The 20,410-nt window shown below is 63.4% G+C and carries 16 protein-coding genes and 1 pseudogene; 13 read left to right on the top strand and 4 right to left on the bottom strand.

Annotation, left to right across the window (positions count from 1 at the left end; genetic code table 11):
• Window positions 1–46 precede the first annotated feature (46 nt).
• The 3 genes from CXR03_RS12865 (at window position 47) to CXR03_RS12855 (ending at window position 4,112) form a co-directional block, all read left to right on the top strand.
• Window positions 47–991, top strand: a complete 945-nt coding sequence (locus tag CXR03_RS12865; RefSeq protein ID WP_104104199.1) for a DUF6569 family protein — start codon at window positions 47–49, stop codon at window positions 989–991.
• Window positions 988–2,481, top strand: coding sequence for an ADP-ribosylglycohydrolase family protein (locus CXR03_RS12860; RefSeq protein ID WP_104104198.1), 1,494 nt, complete (start codon window positions 988–990; stop codon window positions 2,479–2,481). Before CXR03_RS12865 ends, CXR03_RS12860 begins: the two co-directional genes overlap by 4 nt.
• A 74-nt stretch (window positions 2,482–2,555) precedes the next feature.
• The gene (locus CXR03_RS12855) at window positions 2,556–4,112 is read left to right on the top strand and encodes an SIR2 family protein (protein ID WP_104104197.1); all 1,557 of its coding nucleotides are present in this window, start codon (window positions 2,556–2,558) and stop codon (window positions 4,110–4,112) included.
• 112 nt (window positions 4,113–4,224) lie between these two features.
• On the opposite strand, the gene CXR03_RS12850 is transcribed toward CXR03_RS12855, so the two are convergent.
• Window positions 4,225–4,668 (bottom strand): hypothetical protein, encoded by a 444-nt coding sequence (locus CXR03_RS12850; RefSeq protein ID WP_104104196.1) that lies wholly within the window; start codon window positions 4,666–4,668, stop codon window positions 4,225–4,227.
• Window positions 4,669–4,821: 153 nt separating this feature from the next.
• On the opposite strand from CXR03_RS12850, the gene CXR03_RS12845 reads away from it, so the two are divergent.
• On the top strand, window positions 4,822–5,127 hold the full coding sequence (locus CXR03_RS12845; protein WP_104104195.1) for a hypothetical protein: 306 nt from the start codon (window positions 4,822–4,824) through the stop codon (window positions 5,125–5,127).
• A gap of 22 nt (window positions 5,128–5,149) precedes the next feature.
• On the opposite strand, the gene CXR03_RS18645 is transcribed toward CXR03_RS12845, so the two are convergent.
• Complete coding sequence (locus CXR03_RS18645; RefSeq protein WP_258073691.1) at window positions 5,150–5,566, bottom strand: hypothetical protein; 417 nt, start codon at window positions 5,564–5,566, stop codon at window positions 5,150–5,152.
• Window positions 5,567–5,569: 3 nt separating this feature from the next.
• A pseudogene (locus CXR03_RS18640) lies at window positions 5,570–5,791 on the bottom strand (TetR/AcrR family transcriptional regulator); the annotation flags it as partial.
• Window positions 5,792–5,969: 178 nt separating this feature from the next.
• On the opposite strand from CXR03_RS18640, the gene CXR03_RS12835 reads away from it, so the two are divergent.
• The 5 genes from CXR03_RS12835 to CXR03_RS12815 all read left to right on the top strand — a co-directional run bounded on the left by CXR03_RS12835 (window position 5,970) and on the right by CXR03_RS12815 (window position 14,006).
• Window positions 5,970–7,580, top strand: a complete 1,611-nt coding sequence (locus CXR03_RS12835) for a class I adenylate-forming enzyme family protein (RefSeq protein WP_219816242.1) — start codon at window positions 5,970–5,972, stop codon at window positions 7,578–7,580.
• The gene (locus tag CXR03_RS12830; protein ID WP_258073638.1) at window positions 7,577–8,674 is read left to right on the top strand and encodes a phosphotransferase family protein; all 1,098 of its coding nucleotides are present in this window, start codon (window positions 7,577–7,579) and stop codon (window positions 8,672–8,674) included. Before CXR03_RS12835 ends, CXR03_RS12830 begins: the two co-directional genes overlap by 4 nt.
• Before the next feature lie 85 nt (window positions 8,675–8,759).
• A complete protein-coding gene (locus CXR03_RS12825) occupies window positions 8,760–10,073 on the top strand; it encodes an MFS transporter (RefSeq protein ID WP_104054953.1) in 1,314 nt (437 codons plus the stop codon).
• 394 nt (window positions 10,074–10,467) lie between these two features.
• Entirely contained in the window at window positions 10,468–13,122 is a 2,655-nt protein-coding gene (locus CXR03_RS12820; protein WP_181034592.1) for a M14 family metallopeptidase, read from the top strand.
• A gap of 233 nt (window positions 13,123–13,355) precedes the next feature.
• On the top strand, window positions 13,356–14,006 hold the full coding sequence (locus CXR03_RS12815; RefSeq protein WP_104104192.1) for a hypothetical protein: 651 nt from the start codon (window positions 13,356–13,358) through the stop codon (window positions 14,004–14,006).
• On the opposite strand, the gene CXR03_RS12810 is transcribed toward CXR03_RS12815, so the two are convergent.
• The gene (locus CXR03_RS12810) at window positions 14,003–15,046 is read right to left on the bottom strand and encodes a LacI family DNA-binding transcriptional regulator (RefSeq protein ID WP_104104191.1); all 1,044 of its coding nucleotides are present in this window, start codon (window positions 15,044–15,046) and stop codon (window positions 14,003–14,005) included. The two genes, CXR03_RS12815 and CXR03_RS12810, sit on opposite strands and share 4 nt — an antisense overlap.
• A gap of 232 nt (window positions 15,047–15,278) precedes the next feature.
• On the opposite strand from CXR03_RS12810, the gene CXR03_RS12805 reads away from it, so the two are divergent.
• From CXR03_RS12805 to CXR03_RS12790, 4 genes are all read left to right on the top strand, one after another.
• Window positions 15,279–16,790, top strand: a complete 1,512-nt coding sequence (locus tag CXR03_RS12805) for an alpha-N-arabinofuranosidase (RefSeq protein WP_104104190.1) — start codon at window positions 15,279–15,281, stop codon at window positions 16,788–16,790.
• Window positions 16,791–16,834: 44 nt separating this feature from the next.
• A complete protein-coding gene (locus CXR03_RS12800; RefSeq protein WP_146070507.1) occupies window positions 16,835–18,235 on the top strand; it encodes an ABC transporter substrate-binding protein in 1,401 nt (466 codons plus the stop codon).
• Between the two features lie 72 nt (window positions 18,236–18,307).
• Complete coding sequence (locus CXR03_RS12795; RefSeq protein WP_104104188.1) at window positions 18,308–19,249, top strand: carbohydrate ABC transporter permease; 942 nt, start codon at window positions 18,308–18,310, stop codon at window positions 19,247–19,249.
• Window positions 19,249–20,178: a carbohydrate ABC transporter permease gene (locus CXR03_RS12790; protein WP_104104187.1), complete on the top strand. Its 930-nt coding sequence runs from the start codon at window positions 19,249–19,251 to the stop codon at window positions 20,176–20,178. Before CXR03_RS12795 ends, CXR03_RS12790 begins: the two co-directional genes overlap by 1 nt.
• Window positions 20,179–20,410: the final 232 nt, after the last annotated feature.

The following is a 20,410-nucleotide window of genomic DNA, read 5'->3' as shown; positions in this document are numbered from 1 at the left end:
ACTGGAATCACTTAGCGCAGATATGCGCTAAAGGAAGGGGTTCACCATGAAGATTCCACAGCTCCACGTAGGTGCCGGCACCGCCGCCGGCCCGCTCACCATCTTTCCCGTCTGGACGGCCGGTGCCGGACGGCTAGGCATCAGCACCGGCCTAACCGCCGACATCGCGGTATCCGAACTGACGTCCGGCGCCAGGGTGGGCAATCTGACCATCCTGAATAAAGGAAAGACCAATGCCCTGCTGCTCGAAGGCGAGCTGCTGGAGGGTGGCCAGCAGCACCGCACCTGTTCCCGCGACGTGCTCGTCGGCCCCGGTGAGTCCATGGACATTGAGACCTTTTGCGTTGAGGCCGGACGTTGGGAGGCGGGCCAGAGCATCCACCGCCGCCTTGCACGGCGGGCACCCGTGAATGTCCGCGCCGAGCTGGCATATGCCGGCGCAGCACCGGGACGCGACAGTCAGGCACAGATTTGGGAACGGGTCCGGCGCTTTGATGCCGCCCGCGGACCCTCTGCCACCAGCTCTCTTCCAGAACATCTGGACCGCTTTGGCGGGGACACCCGGCCTCAGTCCGTTCCGCCTATTCCGAAACCCCTCGAGGGTCAGCGCGGAGTGGTCATCGGAGTTGCCGGGCAGCCGCTGCTGCTTGAAGTCTTCGGCACCGCCACGCTGTTCCGCCGGCACTATCGCCAGCTCATCGAAGCCGTACTCCTGGACGCCGAGCTGCTGCCCGCATCTGCGCGGAACGCCGCACCGATGCCGGGGCAGGCAGCCCGGGACCTGGCTGCCGTCGCCGGTCCCATGGACTTCGGCGAGTTCTACGGCAGCGGCGATGTCCGACGCCACGACACCATGCGCAGCCGGCACATCAACGGAACCCGCGGCCCCGTGCGCGCCTCGGGCATCGCCGTCGTGCTCCCCAACCGGGCTCCCCAGATTGTCCATGTGAGCTACTGGAACACCAACCACTTCCTGATGGAGGCCTCATGAACCTGAACTCCCTGCAGAATGACCGCGCCGCCGGCGTCCTCGTGGCCTTGGCCGCCGGAGACGCACTCGGCGCCGGCTACGAATTCGGCGCTCCCCTGCCCGACGGCGCCGACGTCACCATGAAAGGCGGCGGCCCGTTCGGGTTCGATCCGGCCGAATGGACCGATGACACCTCCATGGCCATCCCCATCGCGGAAGCACACCTCGACGCCGGCCCCGCCCCCGCCGCGTTGGACGCCGTCGTCCGAGCCTGGAGCGCGTGGGCCGCCGGAGCCAAGGACGTCGGCTCGCAGACCCGGAACGTCATCGACGCCGCCCGCCGGACCGCGGCAGCGGACCACCGGTCCGAGGTCACCGCGGACGACTTTGCCCGCGCCGCAGAAGCCTTCCACGACCGCGCAGGCCGCAGCGGCGGCAACGGATCGCTGATGCGCACCGCTCCTCTGGCCCTGGCCTACCTGAACCGGGAACCGGCGGAACTCATGGCACAGGCCGGGGTGCTCAGCGCGCTTACCCATGTGGAAGCCGACGCACAGGAAGCCTGCGGGTTGTGGTGCGTCGCCATCCGAGAGGCTGTTCTCACCGGGCGATTGGATATCCGTGCGGGGCTGCCCCTGCTGGCGGAGGACCGCGCAGGCCTGTGGCTGGAGCGGATCGAGACGGCCGAATCATCCCGACCGCGGGACTTCACTCAGAACGGCTGGGTGGTGCAAGCGCTGCAGGGTGCGTGGAGCGCCATCACCAGCACGCGCGCCGGATGCAACGGTCCCGCCCATCTGCGGGCCGCACTGGAAGAAGCCGTCCGTGGCGGCAACGACACCGATACGGTGGCCGCCATCGCCGGGTCATTGGTGGGAGCCGCCTATGGTTTCTCCGCCGTGCCGTTGGAATGGCGCCGGAACCTGCACAGCTGGCCGGGCCTGCGGACGCGTGACCTGATGACCCTCGGCGTCGAACTCGCCGCCGGCAACGGGCGACGGGCGGACACGTGGCCTCGTACCCTGCATTTTGATTACAGCTCGTGGTCCAGAACCGACGTCCTGGTTCAGCATCCCGACGACGACGGCGTCTGGCTTGGCGGGGTAGGTGCGCTCGGCAGGACGGCGGAGATGGGTATTGATGCAGTGGTCAGTCTGTGCCGGTTGGGAACGGATGACGTTACCGGAATCGCCCCGGAGAACCAGGCGACGTTCTGGCTGGTCGATTCCGCCTCCCCGGAATCCAACGCCTACGCCGGCTATGTCCTGCAGGAGGCTGCCGCCGCCGTCGAACGCTTCCGCGCTGAAGGCAAAACCGTGTTGCTGCACTGTGTTCGGGCCGAATCCCGAACCCCGACCGTTGCTGCACTCTACGGTGCGCGTGCCGCCGGAGTGACTCCGTTGGAATCTCTGGAGCATGTGCGCCGGGTCCTGCCCAACGCTCATCCGAACCCCGCCTTCCGAGAGGTCCTGGCCGTGGCCGTTGCTCAGGCAACAGAACCCGGCAACTGAAAGGGAACCGCGGCGACTCCCCCGCAAACCGGCCAGGTCCCAGCGCAGGCCGTAGCTCATGGTAGAAATCGCCCATGGGAGAATCGCACGTTTTCGTGACCAAAGGCAGTCTGACCAACTTCGCATGTGATGCATGGCTGCTGCCCACCGACCGGGCGTACAGCATCAAGAAGCATTGGCTTGATGCTGTGTGCGGACTTGAAGCTGCGGTGAAGGAAAACCTGGACGAAGACTTCGCGAGCGGATCCAAGCTGACCCAGCCCCTGGATTCCTGGTCCGCCGGGAAACCGCTGCCGGTCCTCACAGCGGTGCCCTATGAGGGGATTTCCTCAGTGGAGGATCTCCTCCCGCCGGTGCGCGAGTTTGTTCGTGTGGCGGCCGAGAGGGCCAGAGCACGGTGGGCGCCGAGCCGAGCAGATACGGCCCGGCCGGTTCCACTGCTCGGGATCCCGCTGTTTGGAACAGGCGGAGGCGGAGCGGCGTTTGTCGTCGGGGACGTCATCAAGCGCCTTCTCGAAGAGGCGCGGAGAGCTGCGGCCGAAGCGCAGGTTGATGTTGCCCTGGTGCTTAGGGATGAGAAGGACTTTGCCTTCGCACAAGAGCTACGGAAGCGCGAGGGCGCGGACTGGTGGCCAGCTCTGAATCAAGACCTGCGAAACCAAGCTGAACCGTTGGCCGCCCATGCCCGCAGCGGCAGGCTTGTTCCGTTTATGGGGGCCGGAGTCAGTATGAGCGCGGGGGCGCCCAGTTGGGGACAGCTATTGGACGGGCTGGCTTCGGATGCGCAGCTTTCCGATCGAGAGAAGGAGTCCCTCAAGAACCGCAGCAACCTGGATCAGGCCGGCATCCTGCGGTCCATCTTCAACGAGCGTGTGAACCGGGGCGAAACGTCCTTCAACCAAGCCATAGCGGAGCGTGTGGACCTGAAACGCTACGGCTTGGCGCCGGCGCTCCTGGCGAGCCTGGGTTCGCGTGAAGCTATTACTTTGAACTACGACACGCTGTTTGAGGCGGCCTCCGCCGACGCCGGATTCCCCCGCACCGTAATCCCCGGTGGAGTCCAGGAAAAGAACGCCTGGCTGCTGAAACTTCACGGTTCCGTGACGGATCCGGAGAGCATTGTCCTGACCCGCGACGATTACCTAGGTTTCAATGTCTCGCGCAACGCGCTTTCTGCGCTCGTCAAAGCCACACTCATGACGCAGCATCTGTTGTTCGTGGGATTTGGGCTGGAGGACGACCATTTCCACGAAATCCTCCATGACGTGCGCCGGGCCTTGCCCGAGGCAATGCATGAAAAGAACGGGATCGCGACAGCACTGATGCTGTCCAAAGATCCGTTGGGTGAGCGCATGTGGTCCAACCAATTGAGTCTCGTGTCAATGGGCCCAGACAAGAATGGACGAACCGCTCGCGCTCTCGAAATCTTCCTGGATTATTTGGTGGCAATGGCCACCGACAGCCATTCCTACCTTCTGGCCGACGGGTACGAACAGGCTCTGACTGAGGCAGAACGGTTGTTGCGCAAGAGACTGCAGGACCTGAGCGATCAACTTACGGACCAGGAGAAAGAAAGCAGCGGCGGCAGGCGCCTCCAGGAAATGCTCGGCGAACTGGGCGCCGAAAGCTGATCCTGCCCCCGGGGTTGCAGGATGTTAGCGGCTGGATGCCGGTGCCTGAGACCTACGACCAGCATCATCCCTGGAAAAGCTGACTCGGCCGACCGTAACGAATCTGGTTGTCTTATTTTTCCAGCTCTACAGTTGTAGTGGTCCCCATCAAACTGACCTTGTAACTGATGGTCTTTTCTTCGTATGTGAACTCTTTAGTTTCGTCACTGGACGCCAAAAGGGCAAAGTCTGTCGCCTCGGTATCCCGCTGGGACGACCATGTGTGCGGTTCATTCCCGTCCGTTGGGGCTTCGTACGAGCCAACCCAATAGATGGAGGTTGTATCTCCCCCGTCGCTGACCCATTCGATTGTGATGGTGTCCCCGGCAATAGTTGCTTGCTGATAGGACTCCTTATTGGTGGCGTTACTCTGCTTCCAATCGCCGTCAAGGTCTGGGATCTGCGGAGTTTCTGCAACCTTATTTTCGACACCGCCGGCGGCGGGTGCCTCTTCGCCTCCACACCCCGTCAGAGCTAGAGCCGCGGCAAGAACAACTGGTGCAATAATTTTCTTCATAGAGCCACTCTTACACAGGAATTACGTGCAGTCCTTTTCGGTACTAAATATTGGGCGAATGACGAGCCGCCAATATGCCACAATGAACCCGTGAATTAACCCACGGACGAAGAGCAAAGCGAAATTGAAATTGTTCTTTCCGGCGATAGCGCCTTGGCAGCCGGTTCGGAGGCGGCCGCAGCCGCCCTGTTTGAACGCCTCGAGGTAAACCCCTCGTCGGCGCAGTCCGCCGGCCAGTCAGCAAAAGACCTGTTCGCGGGCATCCTCGGCATCGATGCCATTGCCGCAGGATTCGATCCCCAGCGGGTCCACATGACCAGCGAGAGCTACCAGCGCCTGAACCAGCTGGGACTTTTTAACGGACTCAAAGCCGGCAGAATCTCGGAACAGCGTGCACTGAACGGCCCCCACATCCCAGCAGAGGTGCTGCCCAAGGACCAGGAGCTGGAAAAGAAGTAGCTCCGAACGGAGGTCTGCCGCCTCACTTGCCGACAGCCATCCTGGTGATTTCACGGAATCGCTCCACCAGCTGCTCCGCCGTCAGCGCCCCGTCGGGCCGGAACCATTGAGCAACTCCAGTGCACATCGTGATGACCGCCAAGCTGGCCTCGCGCGGAAAAGGAGTGGCGAAGACCCCGGACTTCGCGCCCTGTTCAACCACGGCGTATATGAGAGCCTGCTGGCGATCGCGGGCAGCAATGTGCTGTGCCCGGGATGAGGTGTCGAGACTCCGGATCTCGCTGAACGCGATAAACGCCAGTCCCGTCCGCCGGGCGTGGAAGAGCACCAGACATTCCACCAGGAAATCAAACTGATCCGAGAGGGACGGCCCGGCTTCAGCCAGCGCCTGCTCGCTGCGGGTCCAGAGATCCGCCATTGCGTGCGAAGTGATTGCCACCAGAAGCGAATGTTTGGACGGATAGTGGTGATAAAGACCGGGAACGGACAACCCGCAGCGGGCCGCGACCCGGCGAATAGTCGTGCCGTGATAACCGTGTTCCATAAAGCACTGCAGGGCACAGGTAAGTATCGGGGACAGATCATTCTGCGCATAGGTCCGCCACCCGGTCCCACGCCCGGAAGTGGACAAAGCCGGATCTCCGTTTCGCACTGTGTGTGACATTTTGTCCTCCCGAACTACCCGCATTGAGTCTTGACACCCCGTGAGTCCCACTTCACACTAAGGCTACCGAGCGATCGATCGGTAGCCACCCGTCCCAGAGCCCCAAGCTCGACAAGGAAGTGAGCACCCAGTGGATGCCAGTGTGACTCCTCCATCGACCAGCTTTTACCCTTCCGGCTTGCCCTCCCCCTTTAACGTTCAGACCACGTCACTGGTGGAGGCCTGGCGGCTCCGGGTTCAGGCGAATCCCCAGGGAACCGCAATCGCTTATTTTGACGGCGCCCTGTCCGCTGCCCAGCTGGACGAAGTGTCCGATGCGTTCGCCGCAGCTCTGGAAAGCCGCGGTGTGGGGCCCGGCGACCGGATTGGCATCCAGCTGCAGAATATCCCGCAATATGCCATTTCCTTCCTTGCCCTGTGGAAGCTGGGCGCAACAGCTGTGCTTCTTAACCCCATGTACAGGGGCAGGGAACTGCGTCATCTTGTTGATGATTCCCGGGTCCGGGGAATCATTGCCGAAGACACCCTGTACTCCGCAACTGCCGACACCGTTGCCGGCAGTTCAGTGGAATGGATCGTGACGACGTCGGGGCTTGAATACCAGAACCGCAATGATCCCCGGGTCTTTTCGAACACCACGCCGGTCGAGCCCTCTCCCGACGGGGACATGGCGGACCTGATCTCCGAGTTTGCCGGGCGCTCCCCCGGCGACGCTGCACTCATGTCCGACGATGTGGCGCTGCTGACCTATACCTCGGGGACCACGGGTCCGCCCAAAGGCGCGATGAACACGCACCGCAACGTCCTCAACGTTGCCATGACTTCGGCTGCGTGGATGGGACTGCAACCCGGCGACAGCGTACTGGCCGTCGCTCCGCTGTTCCACATCACCGGCGCCGTGCTCGGCGCCATGGCGCCCCTCCTCCACGACACCACGCTAGTCTTCATCAACCGCACCCATCCCGCCGTCGTCGTGGACGCCGTAGCCGAACACCACATCACCTGCACCACGGGATCAATTACCGTCTTCAACGCCATTTATCAGGACCCCGGTGCAACCCCGGAGCATTTCACCTCAATCCGCACCCTGTATTCCGGCGGCGCACCCATTCCGCCAGCCACGGTGGAGGGTTTCCAGAAGCGGTTCGGGAAATACATTCACAACATTTACGGCATGACGGAAACGACGTCGGGCGTCATAGCCGTGCCGCCGGGCTTCAAGGCTCCCGTCGACTCGCTGAGCGGAAGCCTGTCCATCGGCCTCCCGCTGCCCAACGTCACCGTGCGGATCATCGACGCCGACGGTAATCCGCTGCCCGCCGGCGAACAGGGAGAACTCGAGCTGGCGGGACCGCAGATTGTTCCCGGCTATTGGAACAATGCCGAAGCGACCGAGCGGACCATGCCAGGCGGCCGGCTTCGCACGGGGGACGTAGCCATCGTTGATGAGAACGGCTGGGTCTACATCGTGGACCGGCTCAAAGACCAGATCAATGTGTCCGGCTTCAAGGTCTGGCCCCGCGAGGTTGAGGACGTGCTCTACGAACATCCCGCGGTCTTTGAAGCCGCCGTTGTCGGCCAGCCCGACCCGTACCGCGGAGAAACAGTGGTCGCGTACGTCTCGGTGAAGGCCGGACACACTCTTACCGAGGAGGAAGTCATCGAGTTCACCAAGCAGCGCCTCGCCGCCTACAAGTACCCCCGAATCGTCCACCTCATCGAGGATCTGCCCAAGACGCAGACCGGCAAGATTCGCCGCAAGGCGCTGCGAGAACCAGGAACCCGATGAGCATCCAAACACGGATGATGCCGGACGGCGTGGAAGTAGTTGCGACGACGGCGGAAGCCCGTGCACTGCACAGCCCTCCACTGCTCATCCTGGATTCGGTAACAGCATTCTTCGACGAACAGGGCTTCGGCACCGGCCCGCTGGCCTGGGAACGGATCGGAGACGGACAGTCCAACATCACGTACCGGATTCAACGCAGCGACCAGACGTATGTACTGCGCCGCGGGCCCCGGCCGCCCCTACCGCCCTCCACCCATGACATGGTCCGGGAAGCTCGAATCCAGCAGCTGCTGCACGCCGAGGGAGTGCTCGTGCCCCGGATCCTCGCTGTCTGCACCGATGAATCCGTGCTGGGGGTGCCCTTCTACGTCATGTCCTTCGTAGAAGGGGTGGTAATCACCGATACCGTCCCGCCAGCCCTTGAATCACGCGGCCAGCGGGAAGCCACCAGCCGCGCCGTCGTCGATGCCCTCGCTCAGCTGCACACGGTGGATGTGACCAAGCCGGATCTCTCGGGCCTGGGCCGGCCGGAAGGATACCTTGAGCGCCAGGTGAAGCGCTTTTCCGGCCTCTGGGAAACCAATACCACCCGTCACCTTCCGGAGGTCAATGACCTCGCGGATTGGCTGGAGAGAAACCGGCCTGACTCGCAGGGCATGTCAGTCGTCCACGGCGACTACCGCATGGGCAACCTTTTGTTCTCCGGCTCCGCCCCTGCCTCGGTAGTGGGGATCCTCGACTGGGAGATGGCAACGCTGGGTGATCCCCTGGCGGATCTGGGGTATCTGACCGCCACCTATTCGGACCCGGCGAGCGCACCAACCGTCATGGAGCTCACCCCGGTCACCCGTGAACCCGGTTACTGGAACAGAACACAGCTGGTGGACCGCTATGCGGAACGGACCGGCTTCGAGATGGGCCCTCTTCCCTGGTACCAAGTGCTGGCCCTTTGGAAGTCTGCGATCTTTTGCGAAGCAATCTATACCCGCTGGCTCCAGGGCGAGCGTCCCGGCGACGAAGTCTTCGGACCCTCGCTGGAAGCCGGAGTCCCTCACCTGCTGCAGCAGGCAACGCGGCACATGCACGACCTGTAATTCCGTCCACAGTTTTATCCGTAGTTTCAGCAGTCCCGTAAGCCCGTAAGTCCCGTCACAGTCTGAACGGCAAAGGAGCCCCAGCATGTCAGCACAATATTCCTCAATTCCAGCATCGGGTGCGGCCATTGCCCCGGCGGGCAGGTCCAAAAAGCGTTCGCTGGCGGCAAGCACCGTCGGCAACATTCTGGAGTGGTATGAGTGGAGTGCCTACGCTGTTTTCGCTCCCTTCATTGCTGCGGCAATGTTCAACCCGGACGACCCGGTATCAGCGCTGCTTTCCACCTTGGCTGTCTTCGCCGTCGGCTTCCTGATGCGTCCTCTCGGCGGCATCGTGTTTGGGCGGATCGCAGACAAGAAGGGAAGAAAGTTCGTCCTCATCACCACCATGCTGATGATGGCCGGCGGCTCCCTTGTCATTGGGCTCATGCCTACCTACGCCACTGTGGGCGTGTGGGCCTCCATCATCCTTCTGCTGGCCCGTGTCAGCCAGGGCTTCGCACACGGTGGTGAATCCGCCACTGCCAATACCTACGTGGCTGAGATTGCCCCCGCGCATCGCCGGGGCATGTGGGGCAGCATTGTTTTTGTCGCGATTTTCGCCGGATCGGTGCTTGCCTACACGGTAGGCGGAACGGTGACGGCCGTGCTCGAGGAAAGTGAAGTTGCTGCTTGGGGCTGGCGGATTCCTTTCCTTTTGGGTGCCTTCCTTGCTCTGGCCGCCCTGTACCTGCGGAAGGGGATGGACGAGAGCGACGTTTTCCACGATGAGGACAAGGCTGCCGCCGACAGCCGGCCGACGCCGCTGGCCCGTAAGCAGGTAGTCCGGGCCATCCTGCTGATGATCGCTATGACTTCCGGTATCACCGCCGCCCACTACACCTGGACCTCCTACGCGTCCACCTACGCCATCACACAGCAGGGGATGTCCGCTTCCTCCGCTTACTGGTCCTCCGTCATCGCACAGTTGATAGCCCTTGTCTCCCTGCCCTTCTGGGGGAGGCTTTCGGACAAGGTGGGGCGCCGCCCGATGATGATCGGTTTCGCCGCAGTGATGATCTTGGTTCAATTGCCTCTGATGGGCCTGATTTCCTCTGAGCCTTGGACCCTGCTGGTCGCTTCCTCCCTTGCCTTGCTGGTTGTCGCTGTTCCGGGAGCGTTGCTCGCCGCCACACTGTCGGAGAACTTTCCAACAAAAGTGCGGACCCAAAGCATCGGCTTTGCCTACTCCATTTCGGTGGCAGTGTTTGGCGGTACTGCCCCGTACCTGAATGCGCTGTTGATTGAGTGGGGTGTGGGCTGGCTGTCGAGCGTGTACATCATGTTCTTATGCTTGTGCACTGCGGTGGCAGTGTGGCTCATGCCGGAAACCAAAGGCATCGATCTCAAGGACGCCTGAAAGTTCGGTGGCATCCGGCATCACCTGTTCCAAAAGTCCTCAAATCACTTCTTCCCGGACCATCCGCCAGGCGAAGCTACTCGCCGGGTGAGGCATCAGGAACTGTTGGCACTGCATCCCTAGTCACACTTTCGGAGAAGAAACAACAGCAGTTCCGCCGACCCGACCAAAATCCGTCCACAACGGTTGATCCTTGCCAACCAGCCCCTTAGCCTCCCTCCTACACTCGCGCCGCCGCATCACCACTGGGTGCGGCACAGACACGGCGGATGGTGCCCGGTGCGACGACGGCCGGGCACCATCAGCTGCAACACCGCATGTTTCCGATGCGCTGTATACGAGCAGCACCCTGCCGTGGCCGGAGTTGGCCGCGGCCCGTATGAGGGATTCCTCCATGCAGACAAGGCATAAATCCGCCACAGCCCTTCTTGCCTCGCTCGCCCTGCTGGGACTGGCCATATCGCCGGCCACCGGCTACCGCGGCGATGCACCGCCCGGTAGTAAACTGCCGGATCTTCCCGCCCCCGCCGAATACTTTGGCTTCGAAATGGGGGACGAAGGGAAACTCGCGTCCTTCGCGGACATCAGCGACTACTTCGAGACGATCGCCGCGCAGTCCCCGGAAGTCGACTACGAAGTGGTGGACCGCACCACCGACAACAACGAATATCCAATCCTCCGGATGAGCAGCGAGGAGAACCTGAACCGGTTGGATGAAATCCTCGCCACCAACGAGCGGCTGGCCGATCCCGAGGCGATGGTTGCCGAGGCGGCAGCGGCCGGGATGGAGGAAGAGGACTACGCCCGGAAGGTCGCTGCCGGAACCGTCCCGGTCTATTACGTTGAGGCCTCCATCCACGCAACGGAAGTGGGAAACACGCAAGCGCTGGTCGACGTCGTCCACCGCCTCGCCACCGAAGACTCCGACGCCATGAACAAGATTCTGGACAACATGGTGGTGCTGATCGTTCCCTCCGCCAACCCGGACGGGCAGCAGATGGTGGTGGACTACTTCAACGAAACCGCGGGCACGGAGTACAACCGCGTTTATCCGGATCTCTACCACACCTACGTGGGGCACGATAACAACCGCGACTGGTTCATGTTCACGCAGAAGGAATCCCGGACCCGGGTGATGCTGGAACAGAAATACCGTCCGGTGGTTCAGCACTACATGCACCAGGCCGGGACCAACAGTCCGCGGATCTGGACCCCGCCCTATGACGAGCCGCTCTCCACGGCTGTGGATCCCATCGCCATCTCCTCCTCGAACGCGCTGGGCCAGTTCACCCAGCGTGACCTCGTGGCCGAAGGCCTGAAGGGCGTGAAGTCCGACGACGCGTACGGCATCCTCTGGAACGCCGACGTCGCCGGATACGGCACCTTCCTGGGCACCTCCACCTTCCTGACCGAGATTGCCTCCGTCCGCGACCTGGCCTACCCCTACACCGGAGACGGCGTGCTGGAACCGGTCGACAAAACGATGCGCTCACCCCTGCCCTACGACTCCGACACCTGGACGCTGAAGCAGATTGTCCAGTACGCCACGTCAGCGGCTTTCTCCGGCATGAACACAGTGGCATCGGATCCCCAGTCGTGGCTGCTGAATAACCTCTACCGGGTGAATATGAACAGTGTTGACTGGGAGGGCGGCCCGTACGCCTATGTGGTGCCCAGCGGCCAGCGCGACCCCTACGCCGTGTATGACATGATGCGGATCTTCGACTTCGGCGAGGTGGAAATCGAGCAGGCCACGGCAGCCTTCACTGCTGAAGGCCGGGAATTCGCCGCCGGCTCTTACATCCTGCGCACCCAGCAGCCGCTGGGACGCTGGGTGGATCAGCTGCTGCGCATCGACGAGTATCCGGACAGCGCCCGCAAGTGCGCCGACTGCCCGCTGATCATGCCGTACAGCGAAACCACCGACAACATCGCCCTGTTCATGGGCGTGGATGTTGCCGCGGTTCAGGAGCCGTTCGAGACTGCTACCCGGCAGGTGCGCGAAATCCGGCAGGATCGGGTTCAGATGCCCCGGCCGCCGGGAAACAACGGCGCCTACATTCTCAGTGCCGAGTCCTACGGCCTGGGCCGGATCATTGACGATCTGCAGGACGCCGGGGTGGATACTTACCGCGCTGCCGGTCCGATCACCGTGAACGGGCAGGAGTTTGCTCCCGGTGCGCTGATGGTTCCCGCCGGCGAACGTGGTGCCCGCGGCGCCCTAACCCGTGCCATCCGCGAAACCAGCCTGCCGGTCTACGCCACGGCGCAGATGCCGGAAACCGGGGCGATCAAACTCGCCGACAACACCCGGATCGGACTGGTCCGCGGGGCTAACAACATGCCCGGCGGCTGGCTGATGTGGATGATGGACCAGTTCGGCACCAACTATGAGGTGGTTGAAGCTGAGGACTATGCGGATCTGGCCGGGCAGTTCGACTCGATCGTCCTCGCGCCGGGCATCTCCACGGACCGGCTGACCACCGGGCTGGACACCTCCAAGTATCCGGAGGAGTTCGCCTGGGCGGCCGGTGTGCCGGATGCACCGCAGAAGCTCGCGGAGTTCGCCGAGCAGGGCGGCAGCGTCCTTGCCCTGGGGTCCTCGTCTCTCACCGCGGCCTCTGCAATGAGTCTGCCGGTGGAGAACATCACCCCGGCGGACCGCGCCGCCTTCAATGTTCCCGGCGCCCTGCTGGCCCAGAACTATGACACAGCCCAGCCCGCAGCCTGGGGCATGCCGGAGTCTTGGCCCACCTGGTTCAACAACGACGCCGCCTTCCGCCTGACCGGGGAGGGAACCTCGGTTTCGCAGTACCCCGCCGAGGGCAACCCGCTGGTGAGCGGCTATGCACTGGGCGCCGAAGCGCTCAACGGAGCAACGAACATTGCTTCGTTCGACGTCGGTGAGGGGGACGTGACGATTGCCGGCGGGCACATCACCTTCCGCACCTGGCCCCGGGCTTCCTGGACCGTGGTTACCAACGCGATCTACAACGGCGCGGGCACCACGCTGACAGCCGAGGAGCTAGCCGCCCAGTTCGGAAACTGACGGCTTCGAAGGCTGTTTGAACGGTAGCGGCCGGTACCCCATGAACTGGGATGCCGGCCGCAGCCGTTCCTGTCCTTCCGCTGGAACCCCGCCGCCTACAGCCGCGATTACTCGGCTGACACTCTCGGACGGGAGCGCCCGTTTCCCTCCCAATCTGGCTATTCTGGTCCCGTCACGTGCACGCACCGTGCACCCGTCTGTCCAGCACACCGATCCAAAGGGGTACGCCCAGGATGAGTGAACCGACACAGCCCTCCGGCACCAATCCGGGTGTGCCGGGCACCGGAGAACCGCAGCGCCCGATCCCGCCGGGCTACTACTCCGGCCAGGGCGTCCCTCCCGGTTACCACCCGGGATACACCGCGCAGCCGGGGTATCACCCCGGCTACGCTGTCCACCCCGGGTATCACCCCGGCTACGGGCAGCCGGGCCACCCGTACGCGGGCCAACCGCAACCGCCGTTGACCGTTCCCCCGCGGCCCAAAGAGGTCACCAGGGCGGGCTGGCTGCTGATCATCTCCGCCGTCCTGCAGGTGGCGGTCTTTGCCCTGATGATGGCCTCCTTCACCGGATCCACCTCAGCGGTTTCCGTCGGCATGTTCGCTCTGGCAGGAACCGGGATCTACCTGGTTGTCGCCGTGGCGCTGAACTTCTTCCTCCGGTCGGGATTCCGGTTTGCCCGGATCATCGCGGCCGGCATGGCCGCAATGTCACTGCTGGGAACCTCCAACAGCTTCATCTTCGGCCCGGCCGCAGGAGTGGTGTCGCTGCTGGCGGTCGCGGCCTGGGCCGGTGCCGCCGTGCTGTTGTTCCAGCGGCCCGCCAACGAGTTCTTCCGCGGGTCCTGGGCCGCCCGGCGGGCACGGCTGCTCAACCGCTTCTAGCGCGCGTCACCGCCGTCGTCGTCCCTAAACCCGGTGGACTCACGCCGGACAATCCGGAACCCCGCCTTCACCGTCCGGGGCGCCAAAGGCTCCCCCTTCTCCCCGATCCGCTCCACCAAAAGCTGCACTGCGGTTTCGGCGATCTCATCCCGGCCGGGATCCACCGTGGTCAGCGAGGGCAGCGAGAAGCGGCCTTCATCGATGTTGTCAAAGCCGATCACGGCCACGTCCTCGGGCGCGCGCAGACCCTCCACCGCCAGCTGGCGCAGGGCACCCAGTGCCAGGGAATCGTTCAGCGCAAAGACTGCGTCAAAGCCGACGCCCCGGCGGCACAGTCCGCGGATGGCCTCGGCTCCGGTGTCCCGCCCCCAACTGCCGCCGCGGGCCACCAGCTCCGGATCAAAGGAAATGTTCGCGGCGGCAACGGCTTCGCGGTAGCCGCGCTCGCGCAGGCTGGCCGAGCTGGCGGCGTCCTCCGAAATCTCCGGCGCACCCACCAGGGCAATCCGCGTGCGGCCAAGGCCCAGCAGGTGTTCGACGGCGGCCCGCGCCGAGGACGTGTTGTGCATGGTGACGTGGTCGGTCGGGCCGCCGAAAATCCGCTCCCCCAGCAGCACCAGGGGCTCATCCACGGTGAGGGCGCCGGCGTCGTCCTGCCCCAGCGCGGCGGGACTGAACAGCATGCCGTCCACAAAGCGCAGCTGTCCGCCGGAGAGGGCCGCCAGTTCCAGTTTCCGCTCGCCGTTGGTCTGTTCAATCAAAACCCGCAGCCCTTTTGTCGCCGCGGCACGAATAACGGAATCCGCCAGCTCGGCAAAGTAATTTTCCCGAATAGAAGGAACGGCCAGCCCAATCACTCCCGTTTTACCGGACCGCAATCCGCGCGCTGACAGGTTGGGGCGGTATCCCAGCTCGTCAATAATCCGGCTCACCCGGGAGCGCGTTTCCGGCCCCACTTTGGGATTGTCATTGAGGACGTTGGAGACCGTCTTGATAGAAACGCCGGCGGCACGGGCAACATCGTGAAGCGTTGGATTCATGTTTCGAAGGCGCCCTTTCCTGCCCTGCAGCTTTTCCGGCCAAAACGTCTTCAAATCCTAGCCGCACAAAAACAATGCCTTGGACTCTTGACGCCTCAACCATGCGCGGTTTAGCGTTCCGGGTACAACGTTGTACCTCACCAAAGCTTGGGCCACCAGCACCCAAGAAAAAAGCCTTCTCTGCATCGCCGGACTCTTGCCGGCACTGGAACATTTCGACAACGGAGTCCCAATGCCCCACGCCCGCCTCACCCTCGACCCCCATTTCACGGTGGCCCCGGTCAGCCGCCGGATCTTCGGCTCCTTCGTGGAACACCTCGGCCGCAGCGTCTATGACGGCATTTACGAACCCGGGCACCGCACCGCCAACGAGGACGGCTTCCGCCGCGACGTCATCGAGCTGGTCCGCGAACTGGGCGTATCCACCATCCGCTATCCGGGCGGAAACTTCGTCTCCGGCTACCGCTGGGAGGACGGCGTGGGCCCCCGCGAGCAGCGGCCCAAGCGGCTGGACCTCGCCTGGCACTCCACAGAGACCAATGAAGTGGGGCTGGACGAGTTCGCCCGCTGGATCAAAGAGGTCGACGGCGAACTCATGTACGCGGTGAACCTCGGCACCCGCGGCGTGCAGGAAGCCCTGGACGTCCTCGAGTACGCGAACATCCCCGCCGGCACCGCGCTCTCTGACCAGCGCATCGCCAACGGCAGCCCGGAGCCGCACGCCATCCGCATGTGGTGCCTGGGCAACGAGATGGATGGCCCCTGGCAGCTCGGCCACGGCACCGCCGAAGAATACGCGCGTCTGGCCGGCAAAACCGCGCGGGCCATGCGCCAGCTGGACCCAACGCTGGAACTCGTGGTCTGCGGCAGCTCCGGCGCCGGCATGCCGACCTTCGGCGACTGGGAGCGCACGGTCCTGGAAGAGACCTACGACGACGTCGACTTCATTTCCTGCCACGCCTACTACGAGCCGCATGACGGCGACGTGGCCAGCTTCCTGGCCTCGGCAGTCAGCATGGACCGCTTCATCGACTCGGTGGTTGCGAGCGCCGACCATGTAAAGGCTGTCCGCCGCAGCGACAAGACGATGTACCTTTCTTTCGACGAATGGAATGTCTGGTACCAAAGCGTCTACAACGACGTCGAGAAGATCACCGATGCGTCCGAGTGGCCGCAGGCGCCGCGCCTGCTGGAGAACGCCTACTCGGCAATGGACGCCGTCGTCGTCGGGAATCTCCTGATCAGTCTGCTGCGGCACGCGGACCGGGTGACCGCGGCGAGCCTGGCCCAGCTGGTGAACGTGATCGCGCCAATCACCACCGAACCCCACGGTCCGGCGTGGCGGCAGACCACCTTCTACCCGTTCGCAATCACCTCGCGGCTGGCCCGCGGCACGGTCCTGGATCCGAAGATCGACTCCCCCGCCATGGTTACCGACGCCTACGGCGACGTCCCCATGGTCGACGCCGTCGCCACCCACGACGACGCCGCCGGAACCGCCTCGGTGTTCCTGGTCAACCGCAGCCTCACCGAAACCGTGACCGTCAGCATTGATGCCGGCCCGCTCGGCGTCGAAAGCGTCCGCGGCGCGCAGACCCTGCATGACGACGATTATTCCGCCGGCAACACCCTCCAGGACCAGGACCGGGTGGTCCCCGAACCCAACAAAAGCGCGCGCATCGAAAACGGAACGGTCACCGTGACCCTTCCCCCGGTCTCGTGGACCGCGCTGGAACTGCAGTAAGCACCAAACCCTGTATCACCATCACTCATACAAGGGAGTACGCAGTGCGAAACACAAAGATCCGCAACACAAGAATCCAAAGAAAAACCCTGCTCGCCGCCGGCATGACAACGGCGCTGGCCATGACGCTGGTGTCCTGCGGCAGCAACGACGACGACGACGGCGGGGGCGGCGGCAGCGGGGCCGGCGCGAGCAAAACGAATTGTGCCAACGAGATCAAGGTCAATGATGTTCCCGTGGTCACCTACTGGGGCTGGTTCGAAGACACGGCGCAGACGGTCGACAAGTTCAACGAAACCCACGATGACGTACAGATCTGCTGGACCAACGCCGGGCAGGGCGCCGACGCCTACACCAAGCTCTCCACGTCGCTGCAGTCCAAGTCCGGCGCACCGGACATCGCCCAGATCGAGTACGACTGGCTGAACAGCTTCCTGATGCAGGGCGGGCTCGTGGACATGACCGAACACGGGATCAACGAATACAAGGACAACTTCACCGCCGGCGCTTGGCGCGATGTCTCCAGCGGCGACAGTGTCTACGCGGTGCCGGTCGACCTCGGGCCCGTGGGGATGTGGTACCGGCAGGACATCTTCGACAAGCACGGAATTCCTGTTCCCACCACCTGGGACGAGTATGCCGCTGCGGCCAAGCAGCTCAGCGACGCCACCGGCGGGGAGACACTGATCGGCAACTTCGCGCCGAACGGCCAGGGCCAGCACTACGCCTTCCTGGACCAGGCCGGCGCCAAGCCCTTCGACTTCGACAACAGCAATCCCACCGAGATCAGCATCAACCACAATGACGAGGCCAGCAAGAAAGTCTTTGACTACTGGATCGATCTGGTGGACCAGGACCTGGTGGGCACCGACCAGGCCTGGACACCCGAATTCAGCACCGCGCTGGGCACCGGCAAGTACGCCACAGCCATCTATCCGGTTTGGTACAACGTCCACATTCCCGCGCTGGAAGGCGCCGACGCGGACGCGGTGTGGCGGGCAGCTCCGATCCCGCAGTGGGATGCTTCCAGCCCCAAGCAGGTGAACTGGGGCGGCAGCACGCTGGCCGTGACGGTTCAGGCCGACGACGCCGCCCTCGCCACCAAGGTGGCCGCGGAACTCTACGAGTCCCAGGAAACCAAGGAACTCGGCGTTGAGGTGGGCGGGCTCTTCCTGGCCTACCCCGAAATGATCGAATCCGAGTACTTCCAGAACCGCCCGTATGAGTTCTACGGCGGACAGCAGCTGAACAAGGAAATCTTTGGCCAGGCGGCCCTCGACTACGAGGGCGTGACGTTCTCCCCGTTTACGCAGTTCTACTACGACGAATCCCAGCGGCTGCTCTCCGAAGCGATTGAAGGCAACATTTCAGCTTCGGACGCCGCGGACCAGCTGCAGGAGTCACTGGAAACCTACGCCGGTGAGCAGGGTTTCGAACTGAAATAACCAGCCCCGTGCGGGCAGGGCACTCCCCCTGCCCGCACGGAGGTCCCCCTATGCGTCCCAAGGAAGAGACACATGTCAGCCACCTCAGAGCTAGAAACGCCGGCCCGGCCCCCGGCCGTGCTGAAACGGGGAACCAGTCTGGAGCGCAAAACCGCGCGGTTCGGGTGGGTGTTCCTTGCCCCCTTTGCCGTGGTGTTCCTGGTGTTCCTCGTCCTGCCGCTTGGTTACGCGTTCTGGATGAGCCTGCACACCAACACCCTCGCCGGCGGTGAGCAGTTCGCCGGGCTGGCGAATTATACCAAGGCCTTTACCGACCAGCGGTTCCTGTCCGGGATGACCCGGGTGGCGGGCTTCGCCCTGGTTTTTGTGCCGCTCCAGATCGGGCTGGCGCTCGTCTTCGCGCTCATCCTCGACGACGTCCGGACCCGCCTCTCGCGCTTCACCCGGCTGCTCATCTTCGCGCCGTACGCCATCCCCGGCGTAATTGGCGCCCTGATGTGGGGTTTCCTCTACAGCCCGTCCTTCGGGCCGCTGGTGGACTTCTTCGATTTCCTGAACATGCAGGCGCCGGACCTGCTCAGCCGGAGCTCCATCTTCTGGTCACTGACCAACATTGTGACCTGGCAGTGGACCGGTTATTACATGATCATCATCTATGCGTCGCTGCAGTCGATTGACCCGTCCATCTATGAGGCTGCCCGGATTGACGGTGCCACCAAACTACAGACGGCGCTGCAGGTCAAGGTCCCGATTATCACCTCGTCGCTGGTGCTGACCGGGGTGTTCTCCCTGATCGGCACCCTGCAGTTCTTCACTGAACCCCAGGTGCTGGCCCCGCTGGCCGGCAACGCCATCGACGCCGCGTACACCCCCAACCTCTACGCCTACAACCTGGCGTTCTCCTACCAGCAGTTCAACTACGCGTCGGCCATTTCCTTTGCACTCGGGCTCATGGTGTTCCTTGCCTCCATCATTTTCCTGATCGCCACCCGCAAGAAGAGCGGACTCAACTGATGACTACAACACCGGCACCACTGCTCGACGACGCCGTCACCGCCTCGGGCCCGCGCGGGAAACGCCGCACCAACAAGCCCCGGCGGGAACGCGCCGTCGGCCTGCACATCCTCCTCGCCGTCGCGTCCCTGTATTTCCTGCTGCCGCTGTGGTGGCTCGTGGTCGCGGGAAGCAAGAGCACCCAGGGACTGTTTACCGGCACCGGAGGTCCGCTCTGGTTTGACTCGAACTTCGCCCTGTTCGACAACCTCCAGCAGCTGGCCACCTACAACAACGGCATCTACCTGCGCTGGCTGGGTAACTCCTTCCTGTACGCGACGGCGGGCGGCGTGGGGGCCACGGTTCTCGCCGTGCTGGCCGGCTACGCATTCGCCAAGTACCGCTTCCGGGGACGGTCCGTCAGCTTCATGATCCTGCTGGCGTCGGTGATGGTGCCGGCGACGGCGCTCGTCATTCCCACCTATGTGCTGTTCAACAACCTGGGGCTGACCAACACAATCTGGGCGGTGATCCTTCCGTCGCTGCTGAGCCCCTTCGGCGTGTACCTGATGCGCGTATACGTGCAGGACGCCATCCCGGACGAACTGTTGGACGCAGCGCGGGTGGACGGTTCCGGGGAAATCCGGACATTCTTCACCATCGCCCTGCCGCTGATGCGGCCCGCCGTCGTCACCGTGCTCCTGCTCTCCGTGGTGGGCGGCTGGAACAACTACTTCCTGCCGCTGGCCATGATTTCGGACCAGACGCTGCTGCCCGTCACGGTGGGCCTGAACGCCTGGCAGGTGCAGTCCAACTCCGCCACCGCCAACGGCCTGATCTGGAACCTGGTCACGAGCGGGTCGCTGGTCTCCGTCATCCCGCTTATCATCGCCTTCCTGATGCTGCAGAAGTACTGGCAGGGCGGATTGTCGCTGGGAAGCCTGAAATAGGAGCCGCATGCGCCGGTCTGCACGTTGGGACCGGTGCAATTAGGGAGCCGTGCCTATAGAGACCCATGCAACAATCTTGCGTATGGGGACTGCAGAGACCGGGAATTCGAGAAGACAGGGTGCGATAGCTGGACTTGGCCCTCGCGGACGGAGACGAGCATGGTTCGCGCTCCTCACCCTGGTTCTCATTGCTGGATTACTGAGACTCGGGGTAGAAGTCGCCGATGACGGA

The organism is Arthrobacter sp. 08Y14 (assembly GCF_002929455.1).
GTDB classification, from domain to species: Bacteria; Actinomycetota; Actinomycetes; order Actinomycetales; family Micrococcaceae; genus Arthrobacter_B; species Arthrobacter_B sunyaminii.
The sequence above is the reverse complement of the archived record's forward strand: the minus strand, read 5'-3'. Positions and strand labels throughout refer to the sequence as shown.

What these genes read in the sequence shown, in the direction of transcription:
- CXR03_RS12790 (WP_104104187.1), top strand. Translation starts at nt 19,249, where the DNA reads ATGACTACAACACCGGCACCACTGCTCGACGACGCCGTCACCGCCTCG.
- CXR03_RS12865 (WP_104104199.1), top strand. Translation starts at nt 47, where the DNA reads ATGAAGATTCCACAGCTCCACGTAGGTGCCGGCACCGCCGCCGGCCCG.
- CXR03_RS12855 (WP_104104197.1), top strand. Translation starts at nt 2,556, where the DNA reads ATGGGAGAATCGCACGTTTTCGTGACCAAAGGCAGTCTGACCAACTTC.
- CXR03_RS12850 (WP_104104196.1), bottom strand. Translation starts at nt 4,668, where the DNA reads ATGAAGAAAATTATTGCACCAGTTGTTCTTGCCGCGGCTCTAGCTCTG.
- CXR03_RS12805 (WP_104104190.1), top strand. Translation starts at nt 15,279, where the DNA reads ATGCCCCACGCCCGCCTCACCCTCGACCCCCATTTCACGGTGGCCCCG.
- CXR03_RS12825 (WP_104054953.1), top strand. Translation starts at nt 8,760, where the DNA reads ATGTCAGCACAATATTCCTCAATTCCAGCATCGGGTGCGGCCATTGCC.
- CXR03_RS12810 (WP_104104191.1), bottom strand. Translation starts at nt 15,046, where the DNA reads ATGAATCCAACGCTTCACGATGTTGCCCGTGCCGCCGGCGTTTCTATC.
- CXR03_RS12860 (WP_104104198.1), top strand. Translation starts at nt 988, where the DNA reads ATGAACCTGAACTCCCTGCAGAATGACCGCGCCGCCGGCGTCCTCGTG.
- CXR03_RS12820 (WP_181034592.1), top strand. Translation starts at nt 10,468, where the DNA reads ATGCAGACAAGGCATAAATCCGCCACAGCCCTTCTTGCCTCGCTCGCC.
- CXR03_RS12795 (WP_104104188.1), top strand. Translation starts at nt 18,308, where the DNA reads ATGTCAGCCACCTCAGAGCTAGAAACGCCGGCCCGGCCCCCGGCCGTG.
- CXR03_RS12815 (WP_104104192.1), top strand. Translation starts at nt 13,356, where the DNA reads ATGAGTGAACCGACACAGCCCTCCGGCACCAATCCGGGTGTGCCGGGC.
- CXR03_RS12830 (WP_258073638.1), top strand. Translation starts at nt 7,577, where the DNA reads ATGAGCATCCAAACACGGATGATGCCGGACGGCGTGGAAGTAGTTGCG.